This window comes from Rhizobiaceae bacterium (genome assembly GCA_023953835.1).
GTDB lineage: Bacteria > Pseudomonadota > Alphaproteobacteria > Rhizobiales > Rhizobiaceae > Mesorhizobium_G.
In genome coordinates, this window is sequence record JAMLJB010000001.1 from 451,925 (window position 1) to 475,748 (window position 23,824).

Below are 23,824 nucleotides of genomic sequence, written 5' to 3' on the forward strand. Positions count from 1 at the left end.
GCCGCTTCGCCAACATGGTTGCCCGACCGATATGATGCTGCGCTGCGAAAGGCAACGCCCCGGTGGCGCTGCCCCGCAATTACAATCGGTTAGACTATTTTGCATGGTAAATCCCTTGCACATTCGCCGCAGAAGCCTTAGAACATAACCGGAACATTATTGCAATATGGAAAATTGCTAATGAAGCAGGACGGAAAACTCGACTATCTGGAATTATCGGCAACGGGCGGGATTCTGGACGGCGTGAAGGCGTTTTATGCCTCTGTTTTCGGCTGGTCTTTTACCGATTACGGCGTCACCTATGCGGCATTCGACGAGGGGCTGGATGGTGGATTTCAGGCCGAAGGGTCCGTGCCGCGCCCGCCCCTGCCTGTTCTCTACGCAACCGACATCGAGGCGACATTGAAGGCAGTGGAAGAGGGCGGCGGCGTGGTGACGGTTCCCGTTTTCGCCTTCCCCGGTGGGCGACGCTTCCATTTCACCGATCCCGCCGGTAACGAAATGGCGATCTGGAGCCCGTGAGCACGCTTTTTCCCTAGCTTGCCGCGCGGTCGCTTTTGGGCATTTTGCGCGATTGCCTTATCGGTATTCGATCCCTATAAGGCGGCACACTCGAACCGACCACGCGTCGGCTCTTGGGGCGTCGCCAAGCGGTAAGGCATCGGTTTTTGGTACCGACATTCCCAGGTTCGAATCCTGGCGCCCCAGCCACTGCCCTTCACTGCGGACAGAATGCGTCGTGCAGCGCCTGGACAACGGTCTGCACCTCGGGCCGTGTGATACGATAATAGACCGTCGTGCCCTCGCGGCGCGATTCAACGAGGCCGTCGGCCCTCAGCCGCATCAATTGCTGGGACATCGGCACCTGTTCGATGCCGAGGAGGTCGCGAAGCTCGGCCACCGACCGCTCCTCGTTGACCAGCGCGCAAAGCACCAGCAGGCGCTGCGGATGCGAAAGGCTGCGCAACAGTTCAGCCGCCCTTCCCGATGCCGGGATCATTTCTTTTACATTCATACTCTTGAATTTAAGCTTCTTGAATGTTAGATGCAAGCCCGTCGATCGGCAACAGTGAAAGTCGCGAAATTTCGCCGGACGGCAAGCAGTTTTTTTGGCAGAGCGGCACGACAGGAGAGAAAAATGAAAGTGGAAAATGCGGTGCGGATGTTCGCCGGTTTCATGGTGCTGATTTCGCTGGCACTTGGCCTCTATGTTTCGCCCTACTGGTTTTTCCTGACAGGCTTCGTGGGCTTCAACCTCATCCAGTCGTCCATCACCGGCTTTTGCCCGGCTGCGATGATCTTCCGCCGGATGGGCTGCAAAGCCTGATCGCTCGGCCGGTCGAATGGAGGAAATGCCATGACGGGGAATAGCCTCGCCTGCGGCGCAGCGCTTTTGCTTGCGCTGACCGCAACCACGGCCTGGGCGGAAAATTTCAAGGTGGAGCCGGCCACGGTCACCGAGTGGAAGGCCGTGTTTGCGGAAGTCGAGAGCCGCACCGTCGTTCCGGCTCGCGCCCGCATTTCCGGCACCATTGCCGACGTTCGCGTCACCGAGGGACAGGAGGTGAAGAAGGGCGACGTCACCGCCACGGTGGTGGACGAAAAGCTTGCCCTTCAATTGCGTGCGGCGGAGGCGCGTATCGCCGCACTCCAGTCGCAGATGGAAAATGCGCGCACCGAGCTTGAGCGCGCGCAGGACCTGCTGGGCCGAGGCGCTGCGGCACAGTCGCGCGTCGATTCGGCGAAAGTCCAGCTCGACGTGACGACCAACCAGCTTGCCGCGGCGATTGCCGAAAAGGCCGTCATCGACCAGAGCGTGCTCGAGGGCGAGGTGCTTTCGCCCGCCGCCGGTCGCGTGCTGACAGTGCCGGTCACTGCCGGTTCGGTCATCATGGCCGGCGAAACCATCGCGCGCATCGCCTCCGGCCAATATTACCTGCGCCTTTCGCTGCCCGAGCGGCATGCTGCCGAGATCGTCGAAGGCGCAACCGTCGCCATCGGCGCGCGTGGCACGTCGGGCCGCAATTTCACCGCCGGGCAGCAGGGACGCATTGCCAAGGTCTATCCTGAAATCGAGAATGGCCGCGTCATCGCCGATGTGGAAGTCGCCGATATCGGCGATTTTTTTATCAATGAGCGCATGCTCGTTTCCATTCCGGTTGCGCGGCGCAGCGTCCTTGCGGTGCCGCCCGAGGCCGTGCGCACCGTTCACGGCATCGACTATGTTTCGCTGAACACCGCTGGCGGAGAGCAGGATGTCGCCGTCGTGCTGGGCGAGCAGGTCGAGGTGGACGGCAAGCAGATGGTCGAAGTGCTGACCGGGCTTTCCTCCGGCGACGAGGCCATTGTTCCATGAAGGACGGCGTTGCCGGAGGGCTGACGCGCGCATTTATCGCGTCCCCGCTCACACCCCTTTTCCTGCTGGCTGCGCTGGCGCTCGGGCTTGTCGCCCTGGTGACGCTGCCGCGCGAGGAAGAACCGCAGATTTCTGTGCCTATGGTCGACATTCACGTCTCGGCCAACGGAATGAAGGCCGACGATGCCGTGAAGCTGGTGACCGAGCCGCTGGAAACGATCGTCAAGAGCATTGCGGGCGTCGAGCATGTCTATTCACAAACGGCGGACGACGGCGCGCTGGTCACGGCGCGTTTCGAGGTCGGCACCAGTTCGGACGCCGCTGTGTTGCGCGTGCATGACAAAGTGCGCGCCAACATGGACCGAATTCCTGTCGGCGTGCCGGAACCGCTGATCGTCGGGCGCGGCATTGACGATGTCGCCATCGTCGTTGTGACGCTGACGCCATCTCCCGGCGCGGCGGATCGCTATTCGCCCGCCGATCTCACGCGGCTTGCGCGCGAGTTGCAAACCGAGGTTTCCAAGCTGCCGGACATCGGGCTGACCTATATCGTCGGTGAACAACCGGACGAAATCCGCGTCGAACCCGACCCGGAAAAGCTCTCCCTTTATGGCATCACCCTGCAGCAGCTTGCGGCGAAGGTTTCCGGCGCGAACCGGTCCTTCCAGATCGGCACGGTGCGCGACGAAGGCAGCCAGCGCGCTCTGGTTGCCGGACAGACGCTGCAATCGGCGACCGACATCGGCAACCTGCTTCTCACCGCGCGAGACGGACGGCCCGTCTATGTGCGCGACGTGGCGGACACGATCCTCGCCACCTCCCCCGCCGAAAACCGCGTGTTCAACATCTCGCGCACCGAAAACGGGTTGGGGCGCGCGCCAGCCATCTCGCTCGCAATCGCAAAGCGCCCCGGCACCAATGCCGTCGTCATCGCGGAAAATATTGTCGAGCGGCTGGAGCAGGTGCGCGGCGACATCTTCCCGAAGGATGTGGAGATGACCGTCACGCGCGATTATGGCGAGACGGCCAACGAAAAGGCGAACGAGTTGCTGTTCCATCTCGGGCTGGCGACCGTTTCCATCGTCGTGCTGGTGGCGCTCGCCATTGGCTGGCGCGAGGCGCTGGTGGTGGCGGTGGTCATCCCGACGACGATCCTGCTCACGCTCTTTGCCTCGCGCGTCATGGGCTACACGCTGAACCGCGTCAGCCTGTTCGCGCTGATCTTTTCCATCGGCATCCTGGTGGACGACGCCATCGTCGTCATTGAGAACATCGCGCGCCACTGGGCGATGGGCGACGGGCGCTCCCGCAAGCAGGCGGCCATCGAGGCGGTCGCGGAGGTGGGCAATCCCACCATCGTGGCGACGCTGACGGTCGTGGCGGCACTTCTGCCCATGCTGTTCGTGTCGGGCATGATGGGCCCCTATATGAGCCCGATCCCGACCAATGCGTCGGCGGCGATGCTGTTTTCCTTCTTCGTCGCAGTGATGCTCACACCATGGCTGATGATGAAGTTCGGCGGATCGGCACACCACGCACACGCCTCGACGGCTCGCGGAGGCGCGCTTGGGCGGGCTTACTCCGCAGTCGCGCGCCCGATCCTCAAATCGCGTGCGCGGGCATGGACATTCCTTGCCGTTGTCGGCCTTGCGACGCTCGCCTCCATGGCCCTGATCTACACGAAGCACGTCACGGTGAAGCTGCTGCCGTTCGACAACAAGACCGAATTGCAGGTGGTCGTCGACCTGCCGAAATCGGCCTCCGTGGAAGAGACCAACCGCGTGCTGCAATCCATGGTCGAGCGACTGGCGGATGTGCCGGAAATCGTTTCGTTCCAGACCTTTGCGGGCACGGCCTCACCGTTCAACTTCAACGGGCTGGTGCGGCACTATTATCTGCGTTCAGGCCCCGAACAGGGCGACATCACGGTGAACCTGCTTCCCAAGGGCGAGCGCGACAGGGCGAGCCACGCAATCGCGCTCGACATGCGCGAGCGCCTCGCCGGACTCGATATGCCCGCCAGCACCATCGTCAAGGTGGTGGAGCCGCCGCCGGGACCGCCGGTCATGGGCACGCTGCTTGCCGAAATCTACGGCCCGGATGCCGAGACGCGGCGCGCGGTCGCCACCAGGGTGCGCGAGACTTTTGCCAGCATTCCCTTCATCGTGGATGTGGACGACAGCTTTCACAACCAGACCGACCGGCTGCGGCTGTCCATCGATCAGGACAAGATCGAATATCATAAGGTCGAGCAGGCCGACGTCTACGACACGCTGGGCTATCTCTATGGCGGCACAACCGTCGGGTATTCCCATCGCGGCGGCGGACGCCAGCCGATCCCGATCCGCATCGCGCTCTCGAAGGAAAACGGCGTCGTGGACCAGCGCGCGCTGACCACGCCCGTTGCGGCGAATGCCGTGCCCGGTGCACGCGACGTCGTCGAGCTTGGCGATGTCGTGACGCTTGCCCGAGAACCCTCTTCCTTCCCCATATTCCGGCACAATGGCCGCGCCACGGAGATGGTGCTGGCCGAACTTGCCGGCGAGTTCGAAGCGCCGGTCTACGGCATGCTGGCCGTCAACGATGCGATTGAAAAAGCGGATTGGGGCGACCTGCCAAAGCCGGTCATCTCGCTGCACGGCCAGCCGGACGACGAATCCGCGCCCACCCTCTTGTGGGACGGCGAGTGGGAAGTCACATGGGTAACCTTCCGCGACATGGGCGCGGCCTTCATGGTCGCCATCATCGGCATCTACATTCTGGTCGTGGCGCAGTTCGGCTCCTTCAAGCTGCCGCTGGTCATCCTCACGCCCATTCCGCTGACGCTGATCGGCATCATGCTCGGCCATTGGGCTTTCGGCGCGCCCTTCTCGGCAACTTCGATGATCGGTTTCATCGCGCTCGCCGGCATCATCGTACGCAATTCGATCCTGCTGGTGGACTTCATCCGTCATGCGCGCAGGCCGGGACGCCCGTTGCTCGACGTGCTGCTGGAGGCCGGCGAAATCCGCTTCAAGCCGATCCTGCTCACCGCCATCGCGGCAATGATCGGCGCCGCCGTCATCCTGACGGACCCGATCTTTCAGGGGTTGGCCATCTCGCTTCTGTTCGGGCTTGCCTCCTCGACGTTGCTCACAGTGCTGGTCATTCCGGCAATCTATGTCGCGCTGCGAGGCGAGCGCGCTCAGGACATTTCATTGGAGACGACGCATGATTAAGGACTGGAAGGCGTTTGCCGGAGAGCTTTCGGGCGGGCTGCGCGAATTGCGCGGCGGCGCGCCGGATGTGATGAAAGGCTTCTCCGCCATGGCGCAGGCAGCGCTCAAGGCCAATGCACTCGACGTAAAGACCAAGGAACTGATTGCACTCGCCATCAGTGTCGCGGTGCGCTGCGACGATTGCATCGCTTTCCACGCAAAGGCAGCCGTCGATCAGCGTGCAAGTCGCGAGGAAGTGCTGGAAACGCTGGGCATGGCCGTCTACATGGGTGGCGGCCCGTCGGCCATGTATGCGAACCACGCGCTGGAAGCCTTCGACCAGTTCGCGAACGCGGGCTGAACGGTCAGACCGCTTCGCGTATCTTTTCGGCGGTTTCGAGATCGACCGAGACAAGCTGGCTGACGCCCTGCTCCGCCATGGTCACGCCGAACAGGCGGTTCACGCGCGCCATGGTGATGGGGTTATGCGTGATGATGACGAAGCGGGTTTCCGTGGTGCGCGCCATTTCCTCCATGAGGTTGCAGAAGCGCTCGACATTGTGATCGTCGAGCGGCGCATCGACCTCGTCCAGCACGCAGATCGGCGCGGGATTGGTCAGGAACACGGCGAAGATCAGCGCCATGGCGGTCAGCGCCTGCTCGCCACCGGAAAGCAGCGTCATGGTCTGCGGCTTCTTGCCCGGCGGGCGGGCCAGGATTTCAAGCCCCGCATCCAGCGGATCCTCTGATTCGATCAGTTGCAGTTCCGCCGTGCCGCCGCCGAACAGATGCGTGAACAGCCGCTGAAAATGCCCGTTCACCACATCGAAGGCCGCCAGCAGCCGCTCGCGTCCTTCCTTGTTGAGGTTCTGGATCGCCTGTCGCAGCTTGCGGATCGCCTCCACCACATCTTCACGCTCGGAAACGATGGTTTCCAGCCGCTCGGACAGTTCGCGCTGCTCTTCCTCCGCGCGCAGGTTTACCGCACCCAGCCGCTCGCGCTCGATCTTGAGCCGCTCAAGCGTCCGCTCCGTCTCGCCCATGTCGGGCAGCGGCTGGTCGGCTTCTAGGCCCGTGTGCTGGATGACGATGTGCGGCGGCACGTTGAGTGCCTCCTGAATGCGCGCCTCGACCTCGGCGCGGCGCTCGTCAGCGGCGGTCAGCCTTTCCTCGGCGCGCACGCGCCCCTCGCGGGCCTCGGCCAGCGCGGTGATCGAAGAGGTCGCCGCCTTGTCGAGTTCGGCCTGCCGATTTTCCGCTTCCTGAAGCCTGTCGCCGGCTTCCCTGCTCGCGGCCTCGGACAGCGAAAGTTGCGAGAGGAGGCCGCGCCGCCGCTGGTCGATGTCGTCCGGCGCATCCGCCAGCCGCATGCGTTCGGCATCTGCCTCGGCGCGCCGCTCTGTCAGAAGCGCGATCTGCTTGTCGGCATTTTCCGCGCGACCGGTCCAGCTTGCGCGCTCGCCCTCGATCGCCGACAGCCGCCGCTGCCGCGCCTCCGCCTCGCGCCGCAAGCCTTCATGCACAGCGCGTGCGTCCGCGAGCGTTGCGCGGTCGCGCGAGACATCCGCCGACAACCGCTCAAACTGCAATTGCAGTTCGCCGAGATCTGGCGCTGCCGCAAGCTGCGCCTCGGCCTGTCCGTGACTGGTCTCGGCTTCCTGCACCGTTTCGGCCAGCCGTGCGCGCGCCTCATCCAGCGCGGCGCGGCGCTTGACCAGTTCGCCAGAAGCCTTCTCGGCCTTTTCGAGCGCGTCCCGCGCCTGGCTGACGGCGTGCTGCGCGTCGCGCCAGTTCTGCCGCGCGGTCTTTTCCGCCTCGGTCAGCGTGCGCACGGCCTGCTCCGTCGCCGCGAGCTTTTCCTCGGCAGCGCGCACGACACGCGTCGCCTCGACCGCCTCGGCATCCAGTTCCTTGAGCCTGTTCTTCTGCGCAAGGCGCATCGCCGCGGGCGTCGGCGCCTCGGCGCTCGCCGTTACGCCGTCCCAGCGCCACAGCGCGCCGTCGCGGCTCACCAGCCTTTGGCCGGGCGACAGCAATTTTTGCAGGCGCGGGCCGTCCGCCGAATCGACCACGCCGACCTGCGCCAGTCGCCGCGCCAATTGCTTCGGCGCGCGCACGAAACCGGCAAGGCTGCGCGCGCCTTCCGGCAAGGGAGCGTCGCCGGGCCGTGGTTCCATCTCGCCCCAATGCGCGGCAGCCGCCCTGTCGAGCGGCAGGTCGAGGTCCTCGCCAAGCGCCGCACCAAGCGCCGTCTCGAAGCCCCGGTCCACGCCGATCTGTTCCAGAACCGCCGGAAAAAGGTCGCTCGATCCCGCATTCAGCACCTTGGCCAGCGTCCGCGCTTCCGTCTCGACGCGCTGCAAGGCCGCGCGCGCTTCCTGCACGGGCGAGCGCGCCGCGCCTTCCGCCTGCCGCGCCTCTGTCACGGCCTTTTCGGCGGAAAGCGATGCAGCCTCCGCCTCTTCCATGCGCCGCTGCGCTTCTTCCACAAGGCCGCGCTTTTCCGTCGGGTCGGGCAGCGCCGAAATCTGCGCCACGATCGCCGCAAGATCGCGGTCAACCTCGGCAAGCTGGCGCGAAACGCGTTCGCGCCGCTCGGTCGCGTCACGCAAGGCGCGTTCGCTCTGGTTGCGCTGCGCCGCGGCTTCCGCGCGCTCGGCGGTCAGCTTCGCCAGCGCGCCTTCGCTCAATGTCAGGGTCGCATTCGCCTGCTCGAATGCGGCGCGGGTCGTCACTTCGCGCTCCGCCGATCCGGCTTCCTCGGCGCGCAGGCCCGCCTCTTCCTCGGCCAGCCTTTGCAAAATGGCAGCGTTGTCGAGCACCATCTGGTTTTCGCGCTCGATATCGGCGGCAAGCTGCTCCACGCGGCGGTCAAGCTCGGCCTGACGGTTTCTGATGCGCTGCTCTTCTTCCTCGATCTGCGCCTTCGCGATGGTCAGGCGCTGCAAGGCCGCCGCCGCTGCTGCCGCCGCGTCGCGCAGTTCCGGCAGGTGATGCGCGCCGACCGCCTGTTGCTTGGCGGCTTCCATCTGTTGCGCGGCGCGGTCGCCGACCAGCGCGGTTGCCTGCGCCAGCGCCGATTTCGCCTCCGCCTCCTGCGCCTTCGCGGCGGTCCAGCGCAGGTGCAGCAGGACGGCTTCCGCCTTGCGGATGTCGGCGGACAGGTTCTTGAACCGGGTCGCCTGCCGCGCCTGTCGCTTCAGACTTTCAATCTGGCCGCCGAGTTCGCCGGTCACATCGTCGAGGCGCTCAAGGTTCTGCTCCGCCGCGCGCAGCCGCAACTCGGCCTCGTGGCGGCGTGTGTGCAGGCCCGAAACGCCCGCCGCCTCTTCCAGAAGCTGCCGACGGGCTTGCGGCTTGGCCTGTATCAGTTCGCCGATGCGCCCCTGCCCCACCATGGAAGGCGAGCGCGCGCCGGTGGACTGGTCTGCGAACAGAAGCTGCACGTCCTTGGCGCGCGCCTCCTTGCCGTTGATGCGATAGACCGACCCCGCCTCACGCTCGATGCGGCGCGACACCTGCAATTCATCCGCATCGTTGAAGCTCGGCGGCGCGCTCCGGTCTGCATTGTCGAGGAACAGCGTCACCTCGGCTGTGTTGCGCGACGGGCGCGTCGAGGAGCCCGAAAAGATCACATCGTCCATGCCGGACGCGCGCATGTTCTTGTAGGAGCTTTCGCCCATCACCCAGCGCAGCGCTTCGACCAGATTGGACTTGCCGCAGCCGTTCGGCCCCACCACGCCGGTCAGTCCGCGCTCGATCACGAAATCGGACGGCTCGACGAAGGACTTGAAGCCCAGAAGGCGCAGCTTGGTGAATTTCACGCGCAGGCCAAGGCGCGCATCACAGGCGCGCCCCTCCCTGCCGCGCGTGATTTGCGATGCGCGAGGGTCGGCCCCTCATCCGCCTGCCGGCACCTTCTCCCACAAGGGGAGAAGGGAGATGTCATATTTGCCGGCTCAAATTTCCAGCGTTGCGGGATGAACGCAAGGTTGAAGAGATCGTCCTTCTCCCCTTGTGGGAGAAGGTGCCGGCAGGCGGATGAGGGGTAGCGCCGACGCGAGCCGCGCGAAACCGCTGCGAGCGCAAGCCCTGTAAAGCCTTGCGCCCCCGCAAACATCACCGCCCTAGAGCAGCGGGTCGATGATTGCCGACATTTCCTCAATCGACAGTGCCCCCGGATATTTCGATCCGTTGATGAAAAAGGTGGGCGTGGAATCCACGCTGAAATCATTGGCGGCCCGCTCACGCACCGCCCTGATGTCGTCGAGCAACTTCTGATCGGTCAGGCAGGCCTCGAATGTCTGCTGCGAGAAACCGGCCAGTTTCGCAAGCTGAAGAAGCGCGTCTTTCGCGTTTTCCACAGCCGCCCAATTGCTCTGCTGCTGGAAAAGCACGCTGACCATCTGGAAATATTTGTCCTTGGAACAGCGCGCCAGCATGAATGCACCTTCCGCGCGCGGGTCGAACGGGAACTCGCGGAAGATCATCCTCACCTTGCCGGTGTCGATATATTTGCTGGTGAGCGCCGGAAGGGTCGTCTCATGGAAATGCGCGCAATGCGGGCAGGTCATCGATGCATATTCGACGATGGTGACCGGAGCATCGGCCTTGCCGAGCACCATTTCAGGCAGCGGACCCGGTTCGAGCAGCTTGGCCATGTCGACGGTGCCGGACGCCTTCGGCGCTTCCACAGCCTTTGCAGGCGCGGCCTGTTCGGCAGGAGCAGCCGGCGCGGCCTGTTCGGCGGGGGCCGCAGGGGTTGCGGCGGGCTCGGCGGGAGCCGGGGTGCTTTCAGCCTGCTTGGCCTTGTCGCCGGAATCCGAACACGCCGCCAGCATCGCCGCTCCGGAAACGGCGGCAAACGCGGCTAGGATGGTCCTGCGCTGGACGATACTCTTCATGCGAATCACCTGAGTTGAGAGGGATTGTGCGTTGGAACACCCAACAAAAGCGAGAGTTCGCGCGAATTAAGGCAAAACCATCCCCAACACAAAGCGCTTTTGCGCGGTCTCGTGCGCTCTTTGCCTGAGTTCTCAAAAAATTGACCGGATGCGATCCGCAGTGTACCAACTCTTGGTACATCCCGATAGAATCGACCATGGAGGGTATGATGCCGCGCAACACGTCCATTTCGCTCGGGGATCATTTTGTCGGTTTCATAGACGATCAGGTCGCGTCCGGGCGCTACGGTTCTGCCAGCGACGTCGTTCGCGCGGGTCTGCGCCTGCTTGAGGAACGGGAGACGAACCGAAAGGCGCTGGAGGCGGCGCTGATCGCGGGCGAGCAATCCGGCGAGCCGCAGCCGCTCGACCTTGAGGCTTTCAAAGCCCGGAAGCGCGCCGAACGAAGCTGATGAAAACACTGGCATTTTCGCCCGCCGCGCTGGCGGATCTGGACAGCATTTGGGACTTTTCCGCCGACAGATGGAGTATCGATCAGGCCGATCGATACATCGATGAGATGGTGAACGCCTGCCATGATCTGGCCGCGAACCGAAAAGCTGGCCGTGCAGTTGAGATACGGCAGGGATATAAGAGATACGGCGTGGGGTCCCATGTGATCTACTACCGGGAAACGAAGGTTCGGCTTGATGTCATTCGCATCCTCCATGGAAGGATGGATGCGGATCGCCATATATGAAGATACCACTGCGACGGATCAGCGCTTCCGGCTGGCCCTGACCGAAGCGCCGAGCCGTTCGAGCGACTGGCGCAGGCCCTCGTCCTCGATCCCCGAAACAATGCCTTTCAGCCTTTCGCGCTCGTCCGCACCAAGCTCCCGCAACCTCGGGCGTTCCGGCTTCGGCTGGCGCACCGGCTTCTGGACAATGCGTAGCCGTCCGATCGCCATATAGCCCATGAAGGCATTGACCCGGTTCACGATTTCGCCCGCCTCGTGCTGGATATGCAGCGCCGCCAGACCCTCGCAGGCGATCACCAGGACCGCCGGTTCATACGGGTCGCTTTCGTCGCGGCGGCGGCCCCACTGGATCTTTTCCGGGCGCGAGGATTGCGCGATACGCGGGCCGACGATTTCGTCCCAGCTCTGGACAAGCGCCACCGACAGCCCGGCCCGCTTGCGCAGCACCGGATCCAATATCTCCCCCGCCAGGTCGGCGACGGGAACGGGATTGCCCGAGGTCCTTTTCCCTGCCATGTGCTTGTCCGATGAACGCTTCATCCCAACCAATGACACCGGCAGGTCGCGCGGGCAAGGCTTCACTCGCCTCCCGCCTGCTGGACTGGTACGACCGGCACCACCGTGAGTTGCCGTGGCGCGTTTCCCCGGCTGAGCGACGTGCCGGAGTGCGTCCCGATCCTTACCATGTGTGGCTCTCGGAAATCATGCTCCAGCAGACCACGGTCGAGGCGGTGAAGCCTTATTTCCTGAAGTTCAGGGAGCGATGGCCCCGCGTCACCGATCTCGCCGATGCACATGCCGACGAGGTGATGAAGGCATGGGCCGGGCTCGGCTATTATTCGCGCGCCCGCAACCTCAAGGCCTGCGCCGATGCCGTCGCGGCGGGGGGCGGCGCTTTTCCGGAGACGGAAGCGGGGTTGCTCGCCCTGCCGGGGGTCGGCCCCTATACCGCCGGCGCCATTGCTTCGATTGCCTTCGACCAACCCGCTGCCGTGGTCGACGGAAATGTCGAGCGCGTCATGTCCCGGCTGTTCGCCATCGAAACCCCCTTGCCCGCCGCGAAATCAGAAATCCGCCAACGAGTCGAAACGATCCTCCCACATGACCGACCCGGCGATTTCGCTCAAGCCATGATGGATCTCGGAGCGACCATCTGTTCGCCCAAACGTCCCCGCTGCATGCTGTGCCCCGTCAATGAGGATTGCGAGGCGCTGGCGAGTGGTGACCCGGAGCGTTTTCCGCTGCGCCCTCCCAAATCCGAAAAGCCTCTACGCCGAGGTGCGGCCTTCGTCGCCATTCGCAAACATGATCGTGCCGTGCTCCTGCGCAGGCGTCCCGACCGGGGTTTGCTCGGCGGCATGGTCGAGCCGCCGACAACCGGCTGGACAGCGCGCAACGACGGCGAAACCGGCGCGCAATCCGCGCCTTTTTCCGCAAACTGGCGATTTTGCGGGCGCATTTCGCATGTTTTCACGCATTTTGCGCTGGAACTCGAAGTTTACTGCGCGGAGACCGACGGCTTCGATCCGTCGCCGCCGAATTTCTGGTCACGCGAGGTCATGGCCGAGGCTTTGCCCACGGTCATGAAAAAAGTCATCGAGGCCGCCCTTCCTGACCTATCCAGACGGCAACTTCCATCCTGAACCGTCAGCCGCCTGCACGCTCGATGCCAAGGCGCGCGATGCGCCGCAGCTCGTCGATCGCCGTCAGCCCGCCCGCCCGCTCGTAGTGCCAGAAGGTCCAGCCGTTGCAGGCGTCCAGCCCCTGCACGGTCGCACCGACCTTGTGAATCGAACCGGCGGTTTCCGCCGTTGCAATGGTGCCATCGGCGCGAACCTTGGCGATCCAGCGCCGCCTCGAATCATAGAGCGTGGCGCCGGGCGCGATCAGCCCGCTGTCGATCAAGCTGACGAAGGCGACGCGCGGTTCGGCGCGCTTGCCCGCCAGCGTCGAAAGCTCGCTTTGCTCCAGTGGTTCCACGGCCGCAATTCGCGCCGTCGCGGCCTCTATATAGCTGTCCTCGCGTTCGACGCCCACGAAATGACGTCCGAGGCGCTTGGCCACGGCTCCCGTGGTGCCGGAGCCGAAGAAGGGGTCGAGTACGATGTCGCCGGGCTTCGTCGTCGCCGTCATGATGCGGGCAAGCAGCGCTTCCGGCTTCTGCGTCGGATGCACCTTGTCGCCGTTCTCGTCCTTCAGGCGCTCGGCCCCCGTGCAGATCGGGAAAAGCCAGTCCGAGCGCATCTGAACATCGTCGTTCGCCGCCTTCATGGCCTCGTAATTGAAGGTGTATCCCTTGTCCTTCTGGTCTTTCACGGCCCAGATCAGCGTTTCATGCGCATTCTGGAAACGGCGACCGCGAAAGTTCGGCATCGGGTTGGTCTTGCGCCAGATCACATCGTTCAGGATCCAGAAGCCGAGGTCCTGCATCTTCGCGCCGACGCGGAAAATGTTGTGATAGGAGCCGATGACCCAGATGGTGCCGCCCGGCTTGAGCACCCGGCGCGCCGCCAGCAGCCAGGCACGGGTGAAGGCGTCATAGGCCTCGAAGCTGTCGAACTGGTCCCAGTGATCGTCCACGGCATCGACCCTCGACTGGTCGGGCCGGTGCAACTCGCCTTCGAGCTGGAGATTGTACGGAGGGTCCGCGAAAATGAGGTCGATGCATTTGTCTGGCAGCCTGTTGAGCGCCGCGACGCAATCGCCTTTGAGGATGGTGTCGAGCCAGGGAGCCTGTTCGCTCGAACGGATGAGTTGCAGAGGACGCACTGCCGACATGATCTACCCGGATACGCTGAACTGTTTACTGCACGTTATGGTTACCGGACTGGGTAAAGATTTAATGAAATAACCTGCGGATTTGCGCCGGAAGGCCCAATACTGTAAAGCGCGCGCCGTTCTTGTCCGATTGTGGAAGCTCCATGCCTCAGCCTGATCTTGTCATTTTCGATTGCGACGGCGTCCTGATTGACTCCGAAATCATCGCGGCCCGCGTCGAGTCAGAACTGCTGACCGATGCCGGATATGAAATCTCGCCCGAAGAGATCGCCGCGCTTTATTCGGGGCTGACGTTCAGCGAAATATTGATGCGTATCGAGAAGGTCGCACAGGTGCCGTTTCAAGCCTCGCTGATCGAACAGGCTGAATCGCTGACGGACAAACGTCTTGCGGATGTGCGCATCATCGAGGGGGCCGCGCAGGCGGTGGCGGGCGTGACTGTCCCGCGCTGCATCTGTTCAAATTCCACGCCGGAGCGCTTGAAAATGACGCTTGCGGCAACCGGTCTGGACCGCTTTTTCGTGGACCGCGTGTTCTCCTCGGTTTCCGTCCCGGACGGCAAGCCAAAGCCCGCGCCCGACGTGTTCCTCTACGCGGCGGGCCAGATGCGGGCCAACCCGGCAAACACATTCGTGATCGAGGATTCAGTGCACGGCATCCACGGCGCAAAGGCCGCGGGCATGCGCGTCATCGGCTTTACGGGCGGCGCGCACAGCTACCCGTCCCATGCCGATATATTGACGGAAGCCGGCGCGGAAACTGTGATCCATCGCTGGCGCGACCTCGCGCCTGTGCTTGACGCGTTGTCCGAATGGGCCGATGCCTGAGCGATTATTTCGCGCCGTCGTCGAAACCCAGTTGCACCATCACATTGCGCTCCGACGGTATGGGAATGACGACGTTGGAATTGCGGAAAAGATACTGCGTGGCTGCCGACCTGTCCGTCAGCGTGACTTCCTGCCTGTGCAGTTCCGAATAGAGCACGTCATCGCCGCGCGTCACCACGACGCGAATCGGCAGGGTAACGGAAGCAGGCGCTGCCGGTCCGGGAACCACGCGCCCGGCTGCCGCAACATCGATGGTCAGATTGCCGTCGGCGCGCGTGCAGGCGCGCGTGCTTTCGCCGATGGACGCCTGGAAGGCCAGCTTCGAGGGATCGCCGTCACCGCCGCGCGCATAGCGATTGAGCGCCGCCGTGCCCTGCCGGACCCGAACCGGGGGGCAGAACGCCTCAAGCTCGCCCTGGGTGACCTTGGGTTTGCTGCCTGCCAGATCGTTCCGGCTCATGGTTTCGCCGGTCTGCCCTTCGCTGTTTGACTGGCAGCCGGCCAGCGCGAGCAGGCACAGCACAGCGATAGCCGGTTTCAATCGACTCGACATTTTAGGCGGCATGGAATCTGCTTTCCTCTCTCGACCAAGGCGGTCTATACCAATGGGCCGACGAAAATGCGACCGATCCACAGCTTTTTCCAAACCATGAATTATCAGTTCGTTACCTGCCTTCGCGGAATGATCCACACATGCGCTATGTAAGCACAAGGGGCGAAGCCCCGGCCCTCGGCTTCGCCGATACGATGATGGCCGGGCTGGCCCGCGATGGCGGTCTGTATGTGCCGGAAGCGTGGCCGCATTTTTCCACCGAGGCGATCCGCAGGATGCGCGGCAAACCCTACGCCGAACTCGCCGTGGAATTGCTGACGCCCTTCCTGAACGGCGAAATGAAGAACGCGGACTTCGAGCGGATCGTCCGCGAAGCCTACGCTACCTTTCGCCATCCCGCTGTCTGCCCGCTCGTCCAGACGGGGCCGAACGAGTTCATCCTCGAACTTTTTCACGGCCCGACGCTCGCTTTCAAGGACGTGGCGATGCAGATGCTGGCGCGTCTGATGGACCATGTGCTGGCAGAGCGCGGCGAGCGGGCGACCATCGTGGGCGCGACGTCCGGCGATACCGGAGGCGCGGCCATCGAAGCCTTTGCGGGCCGCGAGCGCACGGATGTGTTCATTCTGTTTCCACACGGTCGCGTCTCGCCCGTCCAGCAGCGGCAGATGACCACCGCCGACGCGGCCAATGTCCATGCGCTCGCAATCGAAGGAAATTTCGACGATTGCCAGGGCATGCTCAAAGACATGTTCAACGACCACGCCTTCCGCGACCGCGTGAAGCTGTCGGGCGTGAACTCGATCAACTGGGCACGCATCATGGCCCAGATCGTCTATTATTTTTCCTCGGCACTCTCGTTGGGTGCGCCTGACCGGCCCGTTTCGTTCACCGTTCCGACCGGAAATTTCGGAGATATTTTCGCAGGTTACGCCGCAAAGCGCATGGGCCTTCCGATCGAGCGGCTGGTGATCGCGACCAACGACAACGACATTCTGGCGCGCACGCTGGCGTCCAGCGAATACCGCATGACCGGCGTCGTTGCGACCACCTCCCCTTCGATGGACATCCAGGTCTCGTCGAATTTCGAGCGGCTGCTTTTCGAGGCGGCGGAGCGTGATGCCTCAGCGGTTCGGCGCTATATGGCGAGCCTCCGGCAATCTGGCGCGTTCACAATCGATGACGCGCCACTGGCGCGCATCCGCGCCGAATTCGACGCGGGCCGCGCTTCGAGCGCCGAAGCCGCACGGTCGATTGCGGACATGCTTGAGGCGAGCGGCTATCTGCTCGATCCGCACACGGCGTCGGCCGTGCATGTGGCGCATCAGCAGGCGGCTTCGAGCGCGCCCATGGTGATCCTTTCCACCGCTCATCCGGCAAAGTTTCCCGATGCGGTCGGCGAGGCGTGCGGCAGGACACCGGCGCTGCCGGACTGGCTTGGTGGACTAATGAACAGGAAAGAACATTTCACGGTGCTTCCATCGGACCTGAAAATGGTGGAAGATCATGTGATAAGCCGCGCCCGCGCGGTTTCTTAGGGAGAAGTACCTGTATGGCCGTTGAGGTGAGCCGGCTGGCGAACGGATTGACTGTCGCCACGGAAACATTGCCCGGTGTTGAGTCTGTGGCATTGGGAGTTTGGGTAAAGTCGGGCGCCCGAAACGAGCACGACGACGAGCACGGCATAGCCCATCTGCTCGAACACATGGCGTTCAAGGGAACATCCTCGCGCAACGCTTTTGAGATCGCCTCGCAGATCGAAAATGTCGGCGGCGAGATCAATGCGGCAACCAGCGTCGAGACGACCTCGTTCTATGCGCGCGTGCTGGCAGCCGATGTGCCGCTGGCGGTCGACATTCTGGCCGACATCCTCCAGGATTCGAGCTTCGACGCCGACGAACTGGCGCGCGAGCAGCACGTGATCCTGCAGGAGATCGGCGCCGCCCACGACACGCCGGACGACGTGGTGTTCGACCGCTTCACCGAGACCGCCTTTCGTCATCAGGCGCTTGGCCGCTCGATCCTCGGCACGCCCGAAACGGTGAAATCCTTTACGTCAAAGCAATTGCACGCCTTCATGGAGCGCCAGTACGGCGCCGACCGCATGGTCGTCGTGGCGGCGGGCGACGTGACCCATGAAAAATTCCTTCGCGAGGTGGAAAACCGGCTCGGGCGCTTCCGCGCGAAATCCGACGCCAGCATTCCGCAATATGCGCAATATGTCGGCGGCGATTTTCGCGAGAGCCGCGAACTGATGGATGCGCAGATCGTGCTCGGCTTCGAAGGTCGCGCCTATCATGTGCGCGACTTCTACGCCTCTCAGGTACTCTCCATGATCCTCGGCGGCGGCATGTCCTCGCGCCTGTTTCAGGAGGTCCGCGAGAAGCGCGGCCTGTGCTATTCGATCTACGCCTTCCACTGGGGCTTTTCAGATACCGGCATTTTCGGCGTGCATGCGGCGACCGGCGAGGACGATATCAGGAAGCTGCTGCCGGTGATCTCCGATGAACTCCACCGCGCTGCCGAGACAATCGGCCAGGACGAGTTGGACCGGGCGCGCGCGCAATACCGCGCCGGCCTCATCATGTCGGCTGAAAGCCCCGCCTCGCGCGCCTCGCAGATCGCACGGCAACTCCTGCTTTTCGGCAGGCCGGTAATGCGCGAGGAGCTTATGGAGCGGCTGTCGGCGCTCACCGTCGAACGGCTGACCGACCTGTCGGGGCGGCTGTTCTCGACGCGACCGACGCTTGCCGCCGTCGGCCCGGTCGGCTCGCTGCCCGCCTACGATCTCGTCAACGACGCCCTGCCCGGCGCGCAGCCCGGCCTGCGGCGGGCCGCATCATAACCCATGTTTGCGCTGCCGTTCTTCAGGCGGGACCTGCCGGTCCTGATTGGCGAACGGGTCCGCCTGCGCGCCCCGGTGACGGGCGACTATGCGCAATGGGCAAACCTGCGTGGTGAGAGCCGCGCCTTTCTGGAGCCGTGGGAGCCTTCATGGGCGCCGGATGAACTCGACTACGGCGCCTGGCGGCTTCGCATAGGCCGCTATCGCGAAGACATCGCGCAAGGCAGCGGCATGCCGTTTTTCGTGTTCGACCGCGCGGGCAGCAGCCTCTACGGAGGAATCACGCTCAGCAACATCCGGCGCGGCGTGGCCCAGACCGGCAGCATCGGCTACTGGATCGGCGAACGGTTTGCCGGTCGCGGTTATATGCAGGAGGCGGTTCGGCTCGTTGTCAACCACGCATTCGAGGCCATGCGGTTGCACCGCATCGAGGCGGCCTGTATTCCAACCAATGCGCGCTCCGTGCGCGTGCTTGAAAAAGCCCGATTCAGGCGCGAGGGGATGGCGCGATCCTATCTGAAGATCAACGGGGCCTGGCAGGATCATTGTCTCTACGCGATAGTCGCAAGCGACCTGACCCCCATGGACGACAAAGGCTGAGCCTTGTGAGACGTATCGGCGCCGCGCTCGCGGCAATCCTGCTGACCGTGACGGTGCTGCTCGGCGCCGTTTCAGCCGCATTCGCGGTCGAGGCGATCAAGATCACGCGCGACGACAATGCGCTAGACCTGACCGCGGCCGTGGAGATTTCGCTCAACCAGGGCGAAAATTTCCAGGTTTCGACCGCCCCGACGCAGGACGGCGTGGTGCGCAGGATCCAGGTTGAATCGAAGGAGCCGGGCAAATCGTCCAACTGGGCGGTTTTCGCGCTCGCCAACACGAGCGACCAGCAGATCGACCGCCTCATCGTCGTGCCGCACTACCGGCTGGCGCGATCCGGCCTGATCTGGCCGGACCTCGGCTCGTCACGCATTGCGGCGATCACGCCGAGCGAAGGCTTCGCGCTCGACAGGGAGCAAAGCCCCGACGCCGACGTGTTCAGCATCACGCTCGATCCCGGCGCTGTGGTCACCTTCGTAGCGGAAATGACGGCGCAAAACCTGCCGCAGGTCTATCTGTGGAACCCCGAAACCTACAAGGACACGGTCAACGCCTACACGCTGTTTCGCGGCATCGTGATCGGCATTGCGGGACTGATGGCGCTGTTCCTGACCATCCTGTTCGTGGTCAAGGGCACGGCCATGTTTCCGGCAACGGCAGCGCTCGCCTGGGCGGTGCTGGCCTATATCTGCGTCGATTTTGGCTTCCTGAACAAGGTCATCGCGATCACGCCCGGCAATGAGCAGATGTGGCGGGCTGGCACCGAAATCGCCCTTGCCGCAACGCTGGTGGTATTCCTGTTCGCCTATCTCAACCTCAACCGCTGGCACGGCCATTTCAGCTACGGCGCCATTGCGTGGGTGCTCGGCCTCGGCGCGATTGCGGCGCTTGCGATCTACAATCCGGCGATGGCCTCCGGCATCGCCCGCATCTCCTTCGCCACCACGGCGGCATCCGGCGCGGTGCTGATCGTCTTCCTGTGCATCCGCGGCTATGACCGCGCGATCATGCTCGTGCCAAGCTGGGTGATGCTGCTGCTGTGGACCGCCGCCTGCTGGATGACGATCGACGGCAGGCTGGACAACGACATCATCCAGCCCGCACTTTGCGGCGGCCTGATCCTTGTCGTGCTGCTGATAGGTTTCACGGTCATGCAACACGCATTTTCCGGCGGCGCGCTGCATCAGGGCCTGTTCAGCGACATGGAGCGCCGGGCGCTTGCGCTGGCAGCTTCCGGCGACACGGTCTGGGACTGGGACGTGATGCGCGACAAGGTGACGACGCGGCCCGATGTGTCGATACAGCTCGGGCTCGAACCGGGCAGCCTCGGCGGCGCGGCCCGCACCTGGCTGCCGATCCTTCATTCCGACGACCGCGACACTTTCCGCACATTGCTGGACGTCATCCTCGAACACCGGCGCGGGCGCATCTCGCACGACTTCCGCCTGCGCGGTGCGGACGGGCATTACCACTGGTTCTCGCTGCGCGCCCGGCCCCTCGTCGGATCGGACGGCGAGGTGCTGCGCTGCGTGGGTACCATGGTGGACGTGACCGACCAGAAGAAATCGGAAGAACGGCTGCTGCACGACGCCGTGCACGACAATCTCACCGGCCTTTCGAACCGCGAACTGTTCATGAACCGTCTCGAAGCGATCATTTCCATCGCCAAGACGGACGAAAATGTCAGGCCGACCGTGTTCCTGATCGATATCGACCGCTTCAAGAAGGTCAATGACGGGCTGGGCATTTCGGCGGGCGACACGATCCTGCTCACGGTGGCGCGGCGGTTGCACCGGCTGCTCAAGCCGAAGGATTCGCTCTCGCGCTTCGCGGGCGACCAGTTCGCGCTGATGCTGCTTTCCGAGGAAGACCCGACGCGCATCGCCAGCGTCGCGGAGGCGATCAAGCGCGCGATACAGGCGCCGATCTCCTTCGCCAAGCGCGAGATCGTGCTGACTGCCTCCATCGGGCTGATTACGTGGAACAACAATCACGGCAATGCCGAGGACATGGTGAAGGACGCCGAACTGGCGATGTACCAGGCCAAGCGCTTCGGCGGCGACCGCATCGAGCCTTTCCGCCCCGCCTTCCGCGCGGTCGGCACCGACAAGCTGCAAATCGAGTCGGACATGCGAAGGGCCATCGAGCGCAAGGAATTCACGCTCGCCTATCAGCCGATCGTCCGGCTGGAGGACCGCACCATTGCCGGTTTCGAGGCGCTGTTGCGCTGGGACCATCCGCGACGCGGCATGATCCCGCCGTCCGATTTCGTGCCGGTTGCGGAAAGCTGCGGGCTGATCGTCCAGCTCGGCCTTTTCGCGATGCAGAAGGCGGCGGAAGACCTTGCTGAGTGGCAGGCGCAGCTTGGCGATATTCCGTTGTCCATGTCGGTCAACCTGTCCAGCCGCCAGCTTCTGCGGCGCGATCTGGTCAGCGACGTGCGGTCGGTCGTGGCGCGCGCGAACATCAAGCCACGCTGCTTCCGCCTTGAACTGACGGAATCGCTGGTCATGGACAATCCCGAGCAGAGCGCCCATGTGCTGAACAGGCTCAAGCAACTCGGCATCGGCCTTTCGCTCGACGATTTCGGGACCGGCTATTCGTCCCTGGCCTACCTGACGCGCTTTCCCTTCGACACGATCAAGATCGACAAGAGCTTTGTGGACGACAATGCGCCGAAGCGCTCCGTGCTGCTCAAGTCGATGGTCAGCATGGCGCACGACATGGGCATGTCCGTGGTCGCAGAAGGCGTTTCGGACGAGAGCGACCTGCTCCAGCTACGTCAGATGGGATGCGAGTTCGTGCAGAGCTTCATGACCGGCGCGCCGATGAAGCCGGATGCGGCCTTCAGGAGCCTGAAGGAGCAATACACCGCAGCAACGACTCAGGCGTGACCCGCCACCTGGCTGAGGCGGATCGGGTCGATGCCGATTGCGGCCATCAGCCGGTCGTATTTGCGCTCGATGTCCGTATCGAACAGCATGTCGGCATCGGCGGGACATGTCAGCCAGCCATTGTCGGCGATTTCCGATTCGAGCTGGCCCGGCGCCCAGCTCGAATAACCGAGCGCCATGAGCGCCCTGCGCGGGCCGCGCCCGACCGATATTGCGCGCAATATATCCACCGTCGCCGTCAGGCATATCTGGTCCGAGATCGGCAGAGAGGATTCGACGACGAAATCGTCGGAATGCAGCACGAAACCGCGGCTTCGATCGACCGGACCGCCATTGCGGATCACGAAGTCGCGCGCCGCAGGCGGCAGGCGGATGGCGTCCTCGTCCTTCAGCAGGCCAAGCTGCACCAGAAGGTCTGGGAACATCATCTGCTGGACCTGGTTCACGATCAGCCCCATCGCGCCCTCTTCGCTATGAGCGCACAGATAGATGACAGAACGCGCGAAACGGTCGTCCTTCATGCCGGGCATGGCAATCAGAAACTGATCGTCCAGAAATCCGTTGCGGCGGATCGGCCGCTTCTTGTTCCTCAAGAGGTCCATAATTGAAGGGTAACGCGTTTCCGGCATTCTTAAAAGCACGCTTCACGCAAAAATGCGCGCGCTCGCGGCAACAGGGAGTTGTGGCGGAGGCAAGGTTCGGTCAAAGGGACAATATGAAGCTGCTGAAATTCCTTGCCATCCTGCTTTGCGCCCTGACGGCGACGGCGCCCATGGCACGCGCTTCATCGAGCGCGTGGCATGAGGCGGAAGGCGGGCGCGTGCGGCTTGTCACGACCGGCGCGCCCGATGCCGATGGCCGCATCAGGGGTGTTCTGGACATCCGGCTCGCGCCCGGCTGGAAAACCTACTGGCGGGACCCCGGCGATGCAGGCGTTCCGCCAACGCTCGATCTCGGCGCGGCGGGGAGCGCGCAATTGCTGTTTCCCGCGCCCGAATGGCACCACGACGGCACCTATGACTGGGCGGGCTATTCTTCATCGGTTGCGCTTCCCGTGCGGATCAACCTGTCCGCGCCCGACTATTCCGGGCCGATCACCGCGACTGCCTTTCTGGGTATCTGCAAGACCATCTGCATCCCGCTCAAGGCCGATTTCGTCATCGACCTCGCCGCCGACCCCGACAATCCCGGCGATTCTCTTGCCGTCGCGGCGGCGGAGGCAAGGCTGCCCGAACCAGCCTCGACGGATTTCGGCGTGGCGAATGTGCGGGTCGATGGCGAGACCGTGACCTTCGAGGTGAACGGCATCACCGATGCGGCGGCGGAACTGTTCGTGGCGGGCGGCGAGAACCTCGCCTTTTCGCGCCCTCACCCCGCGATGGAAAACGGCAGGCTGATATTCACCTCGAAAATGACCAGCTATGCGAAAGGCGGGCGCAAACGCGCGACGGTCGAATACACGCTGAAGTCGGCGGAGAAATCGGTGGCCGGATCGTTGTCCTTCTGATTTTGGCGATTGTCTCCGGCTCCCCGCGCAGCTATCAAGCAACGACCAAAAATGCGAGGTTTGCATGACGATTTCTGTTGGAGATAAGCTGCCCCCGGCCACCTTCAAGGTCATGACCGAAGACGGCGCGAAGGACATGACGACCGCCGAGATTTTTGACGGCAGGAAGGTCGTGCTGTTCGGCGTTCCCGGAGCCTTCACCCCGACATGCAGCAACAACCACCTGCCCGGCTATCTCGAAAATCACGACGCAATCCTTTCGCGCGGCGTCGACCAGATCGCCGTCGTTGCCGCCAATGATCACCACGTCATGCGTGCATGGGCGAATTTCACCGGCGGCGAGGGCAAGCTGCTCTTTCTCGCGGATGGAAACGCGGCCTTTGCCAAGGCAACAGGTCTCGACCTCGATTTGTCCGCTGGCGGTCTGGGACAGCGTTTCAAGCGCTTTTCCATGATCGTGGATGATGGCGTGGTTACGACGCTGAACATCGAGGATGCGCCCGGGAAGGCTGTCGAATCCGGCGCTGCCAAAATCCTGGACCAACTCAGCAAATAGAGCGGGGTAAGAGAACCCCTCATCCGCCTGCCGGCACCTTCTCCCACAAGGGGAGAAGGTGGATTGCG

Annotated in this window: 22 protein-coding genes and 1 tRNA gene; 16 read left to right on the forward strand and 7 right to left on the reverse strand. The window is 63.5% G+C overall.

The genetic code is table 11. The features are described 5' to 3' along the window. Positions 1-180 precede the first annotated feature (180 nt). Both M9924_02145 and M9924_02150 read left to right on the forward strand, forming a co-directional pair. The gene (locus M9924_02145; GenBank protein ID MCO5063195.1) at positions 181-522 is read left to right on the forward strand and encodes a VOC family protein; all 342 of its coding nucleotides are present in this window, start codon (positions 181-183) and stop codon (positions 520-522) included. Positions 523-636: 114 nt separating this feature from the next. Beyond that, positions 637-711, forward strand: a tRNA-Gln gene (locus M9924_02150). Positions 712-718: 7 nt separating this feature from the next. On the opposite strand, the gene M9924_02155 is transcribed toward M9924_02150, so the two are convergent. Next, positions 719-1,015: a metalloregulator ArsR/SmtB family transcription factor gene (locus M9924_02155; protein MCO5063196.1), complete on the reverse strand. Its 297-nt coding sequence runs from the start codon at positions 1,013-1,015 to the stop codon at positions 719-721. Between the two features lie 123 nt (positions 1,016-1,138). Here M9924_02155 and M9924_02160 point away from each other — a divergent pair, with 123 nt between their 5' ends. The 4 genes from M9924_02160 to M9924_02175 are packed head-to-tail and all read left to right on the forward strand — an operon-like array spanning position 1,139 to position 5,914. Next, a complete protein-coding gene (locus M9924_02160; protein MCO5063197.1) occupies positions 1,139-1,327 on the forward strand; it encodes a DUF2892 domain-containing protein in 189 nt (62 codons plus the stop codon). A gap of 30 nt (positions 1,328-1,357) precedes the next feature. Then, positions 1,358-2,356 (forward strand): efflux RND transporter periplasmic adaptor subunit, encoded by a 999-nt coding sequence (locus tag M9924_02165; protein MCO5063198.1) that lies wholly within the window; start codon positions 1,358-1,360, stop codon positions 2,354-2,356. Continuing rightward, positions 2,353-5,574, forward strand: coding sequence for an efflux RND transporter permease subunit (locus M9924_02170; protein MCO5063199.1), 3,222 nt, complete (start codon positions 2,353-2,355; stop codon positions 5,572-5,574). The genes M9924_02165 and M9924_02170 overlap by 4 nt, the downstream gene beginning before the upstream one ends. Further along, positions 5,567-5,914 carry a carboxymuconolactone decarboxylase family protein gene (locus M9924_02175; protein MCO5063200.1) on the forward strand — a complete coding sequence of 116 codons (348 nt, stop codon included), beginning with the start codon at positions 5,567-5,569 and terminating at the stop codon, positions 5,912-5,914. The genes M9924_02170 and M9924_02175 overlap by 8 nt, the downstream gene beginning before the upstream one ends. A 4-nt stretch (positions 5,915-5,918) precedes the next feature. On the opposite strand, the gene M9924_02180 is transcribed toward M9924_02175, so the two are convergent. Further along, positions 5,919-9,377 (reverse strand): chromosome segregation protein SMC, encoded by a 3,459-nt coding sequence (locus M9924_02180; protein ID MCO5063201.1) that lies wholly within the window; start codon positions 9,375-9,377, stop codon positions 5,919-5,921. 303 nt (positions 9,378-9,680) lie between these two features. Then, positions 9,681-10,457, reverse strand: a complete 777-nt coding sequence (locus M9924_02185) for a DsbA family protein (protein MCO5063202.1) — start codon at positions 10,455-10,457, stop codon at positions 9,681-9,683. 209 nt (positions 10,458-10,666) lie between these two features. On the opposite strand from M9924_02185, the gene M9924_02190 reads away from it, so the two are divergent. Together M9924_02190 and M9924_02195 are read left to right on the forward strand one after the other, a co-directional pair. Further along, entirely contained in the window at positions 10,667-10,909 is a 243-nt protein-coding gene (locus M9924_02190; protein MCO5063203.1) for a type II toxin-antitoxin system ParD family antitoxin, read from the forward strand. Beyond that, the gene (locus M9924_02195) at positions 10,909-11,196 is read left to right on the forward strand and encodes a type II toxin-antitoxin system RelE/ParE family toxin (GenBank protein ID MCO5063204.1); all 288 of its coding nucleotides are present in this window, start codon (positions 10,909-10,911) and stop codon (positions 11,194-11,196) included. Before M9924_02190 ends, M9924_02195 begins: the two co-directional genes overlap by 1 nt. Positions 11,197-11,214: 18 nt before the next feature. On the opposite strand, the gene M9924_02200 is transcribed toward M9924_02195, so the two are convergent. Further along, a complete protein-coding gene (locus M9924_02200) occupies positions 11,215-11,712 on the reverse strand; it encodes a DciA family protein (GenBank protein MCO5063205.1) in 498 nt (165 codons plus the stop codon). Between the two features lie 32 nt (positions 11,713-11,744). On the opposite strand from M9924_02200, the gene mutY reads away from it, so the two are divergent. Then, positions 11,745-12,839 carry an A/G-specific adenine glycosylase gene (gene mutY / locus M9924_02205; GenBank protein MCO5063206.1) on the forward strand — a complete coding sequence of 365 codons (1,095 nt, stop codon included), beginning with the start codon at positions 11,745-11,747 and terminating at the stop codon, positions 12,837-12,839. Between the two features lie 4 nt (positions 12,840-12,843). Here the strand turns inward: mutY and M9924_02210 are convergent, their stop codons facing one another. Continuing rightward, entirely contained in the window at positions 12,844-13,974 is a 1,131-nt protein-coding gene (locus M9924_02210) for a site-specific DNA-methyltransferase (GenBank protein MCO5063207.1), read from the reverse strand. A 143-nt stretch (positions 13,975-14,117) separates the two neighbouring features. Here M9924_02210 and M9924_02215 point away from each other — a divergent pair, with 143 nt between their 5' ends. Further along, positions 14,118-14,801 (forward strand): HAD family hydrolase, encoded by a 684-nt coding sequence (locus tag M9924_02215; GenBank protein ID MCO5063208.1) that lies wholly within the window; start codon positions 14,118-14,120, stop codon positions 14,799-14,801. Positions 14,802-14,805: 4 nt separating this feature from the next. Here M9924_02215 and M9924_02220 read toward each other — a convergent pair whose 3' ends face one another. Beyond that, positions 14,806-15,342 carry a hypothetical protein gene (locus M9924_02220; GenBank protein ID MCO5063209.1) on the reverse strand — a complete coding sequence of 179 codons (537 nt, stop codon included), beginning with the start codon at positions 15,340-15,342 and terminating at the stop codon, positions 14,806-14,808. Between the two features lie 152 nt (positions 15,343-15,494). Between M9924_02220 and thrC the strand changes: the two genes are divergently transcribed. From thrC to M9924_02240, 4 genes are read left to right on the forward strand one after another with little or no spacing between them, the layout of a single operon-like run. After that, a complete protein-coding gene (gene thrC / locus M9924_02225) occupies positions 15,495-16,892 on the forward strand; it encodes a threonine synthase (protein MCO5063210.1) in 1,398 nt (465 codons plus the stop codon). Between the two features lie 14 nt (positions 16,893-16,906). After that, positions 16,907-18,199 carry an insulinase family protein gene (locus M9924_02230; GenBank protein ID MCO5063211.1) on the forward strand — a complete coding sequence of 431 codons (1,293 nt, stop codon included), beginning with the start codon at positions 16,907-16,909 and terminating at the stop codon, positions 18,197-18,199. Between the two features lie 3 nt (positions 18,200-18,202). Further along, the gene (locus tag M9924_02235) at positions 18,203-18,799 is read left to right on the forward strand and encodes a GNAT family N-acetyltransferase (GenBank protein MCO5063212.1); all 597 of its coding nucleotides are present in this window, start codon (positions 18,203-18,205) and stop codon (positions 18,797-18,799) included. Further along, the gene (locus M9924_02240) at positions 18,796-21,693 is read left to right on the forward strand and encodes an EAL domain-containing protein (protein MCO5063213.1); all 2,898 of its coding nucleotides are present in this window, start codon (positions 18,796-18,798) and stop codon (positions 21,691-21,693) included. The genes M9924_02235 and M9924_02240 overlap by 4 nt, the downstream gene beginning before the upstream one ends. Here the strand turns inward: M9924_02240 and M9924_02245 are convergent. Then, positions 21,684-22,286: a YqgE/AlgH family protein gene (locus M9924_02245; GenBank protein MCO5063214.1), complete on the reverse strand. Its 603-nt coding sequence runs from the start codon at positions 22,284-22,286 to the stop codon at positions 21,684-21,686. The genes M9924_02240 and M9924_02245 overlap by 10 nt on opposite strands. 122 nt (positions 22,287-22,408) lie before the next feature. Between M9924_02245 and M9924_02250 the strand changes: the two genes are divergently transcribed. Next, positions 22,409-23,200, forward strand: a complete 792-nt coding sequence (locus tag M9924_02250) for a hypothetical protein (GenBank protein MCO5063215.1) — start codon at positions 22,409-22,411, stop codon at positions 23,198-23,200. 64 nt (positions 23,201-23,264) lie between these two features. Then, complete coding sequence (locus M9924_02255; protein MCO5063216.1) at positions 23,265-23,756, forward strand: peroxiredoxin; 492 nt, start codon at positions 23,265-23,267, stop codon at positions 23,754-23,756. The last annotated feature ends 68 nt before the right edge of the window (positions 23,757-23,824 follow it).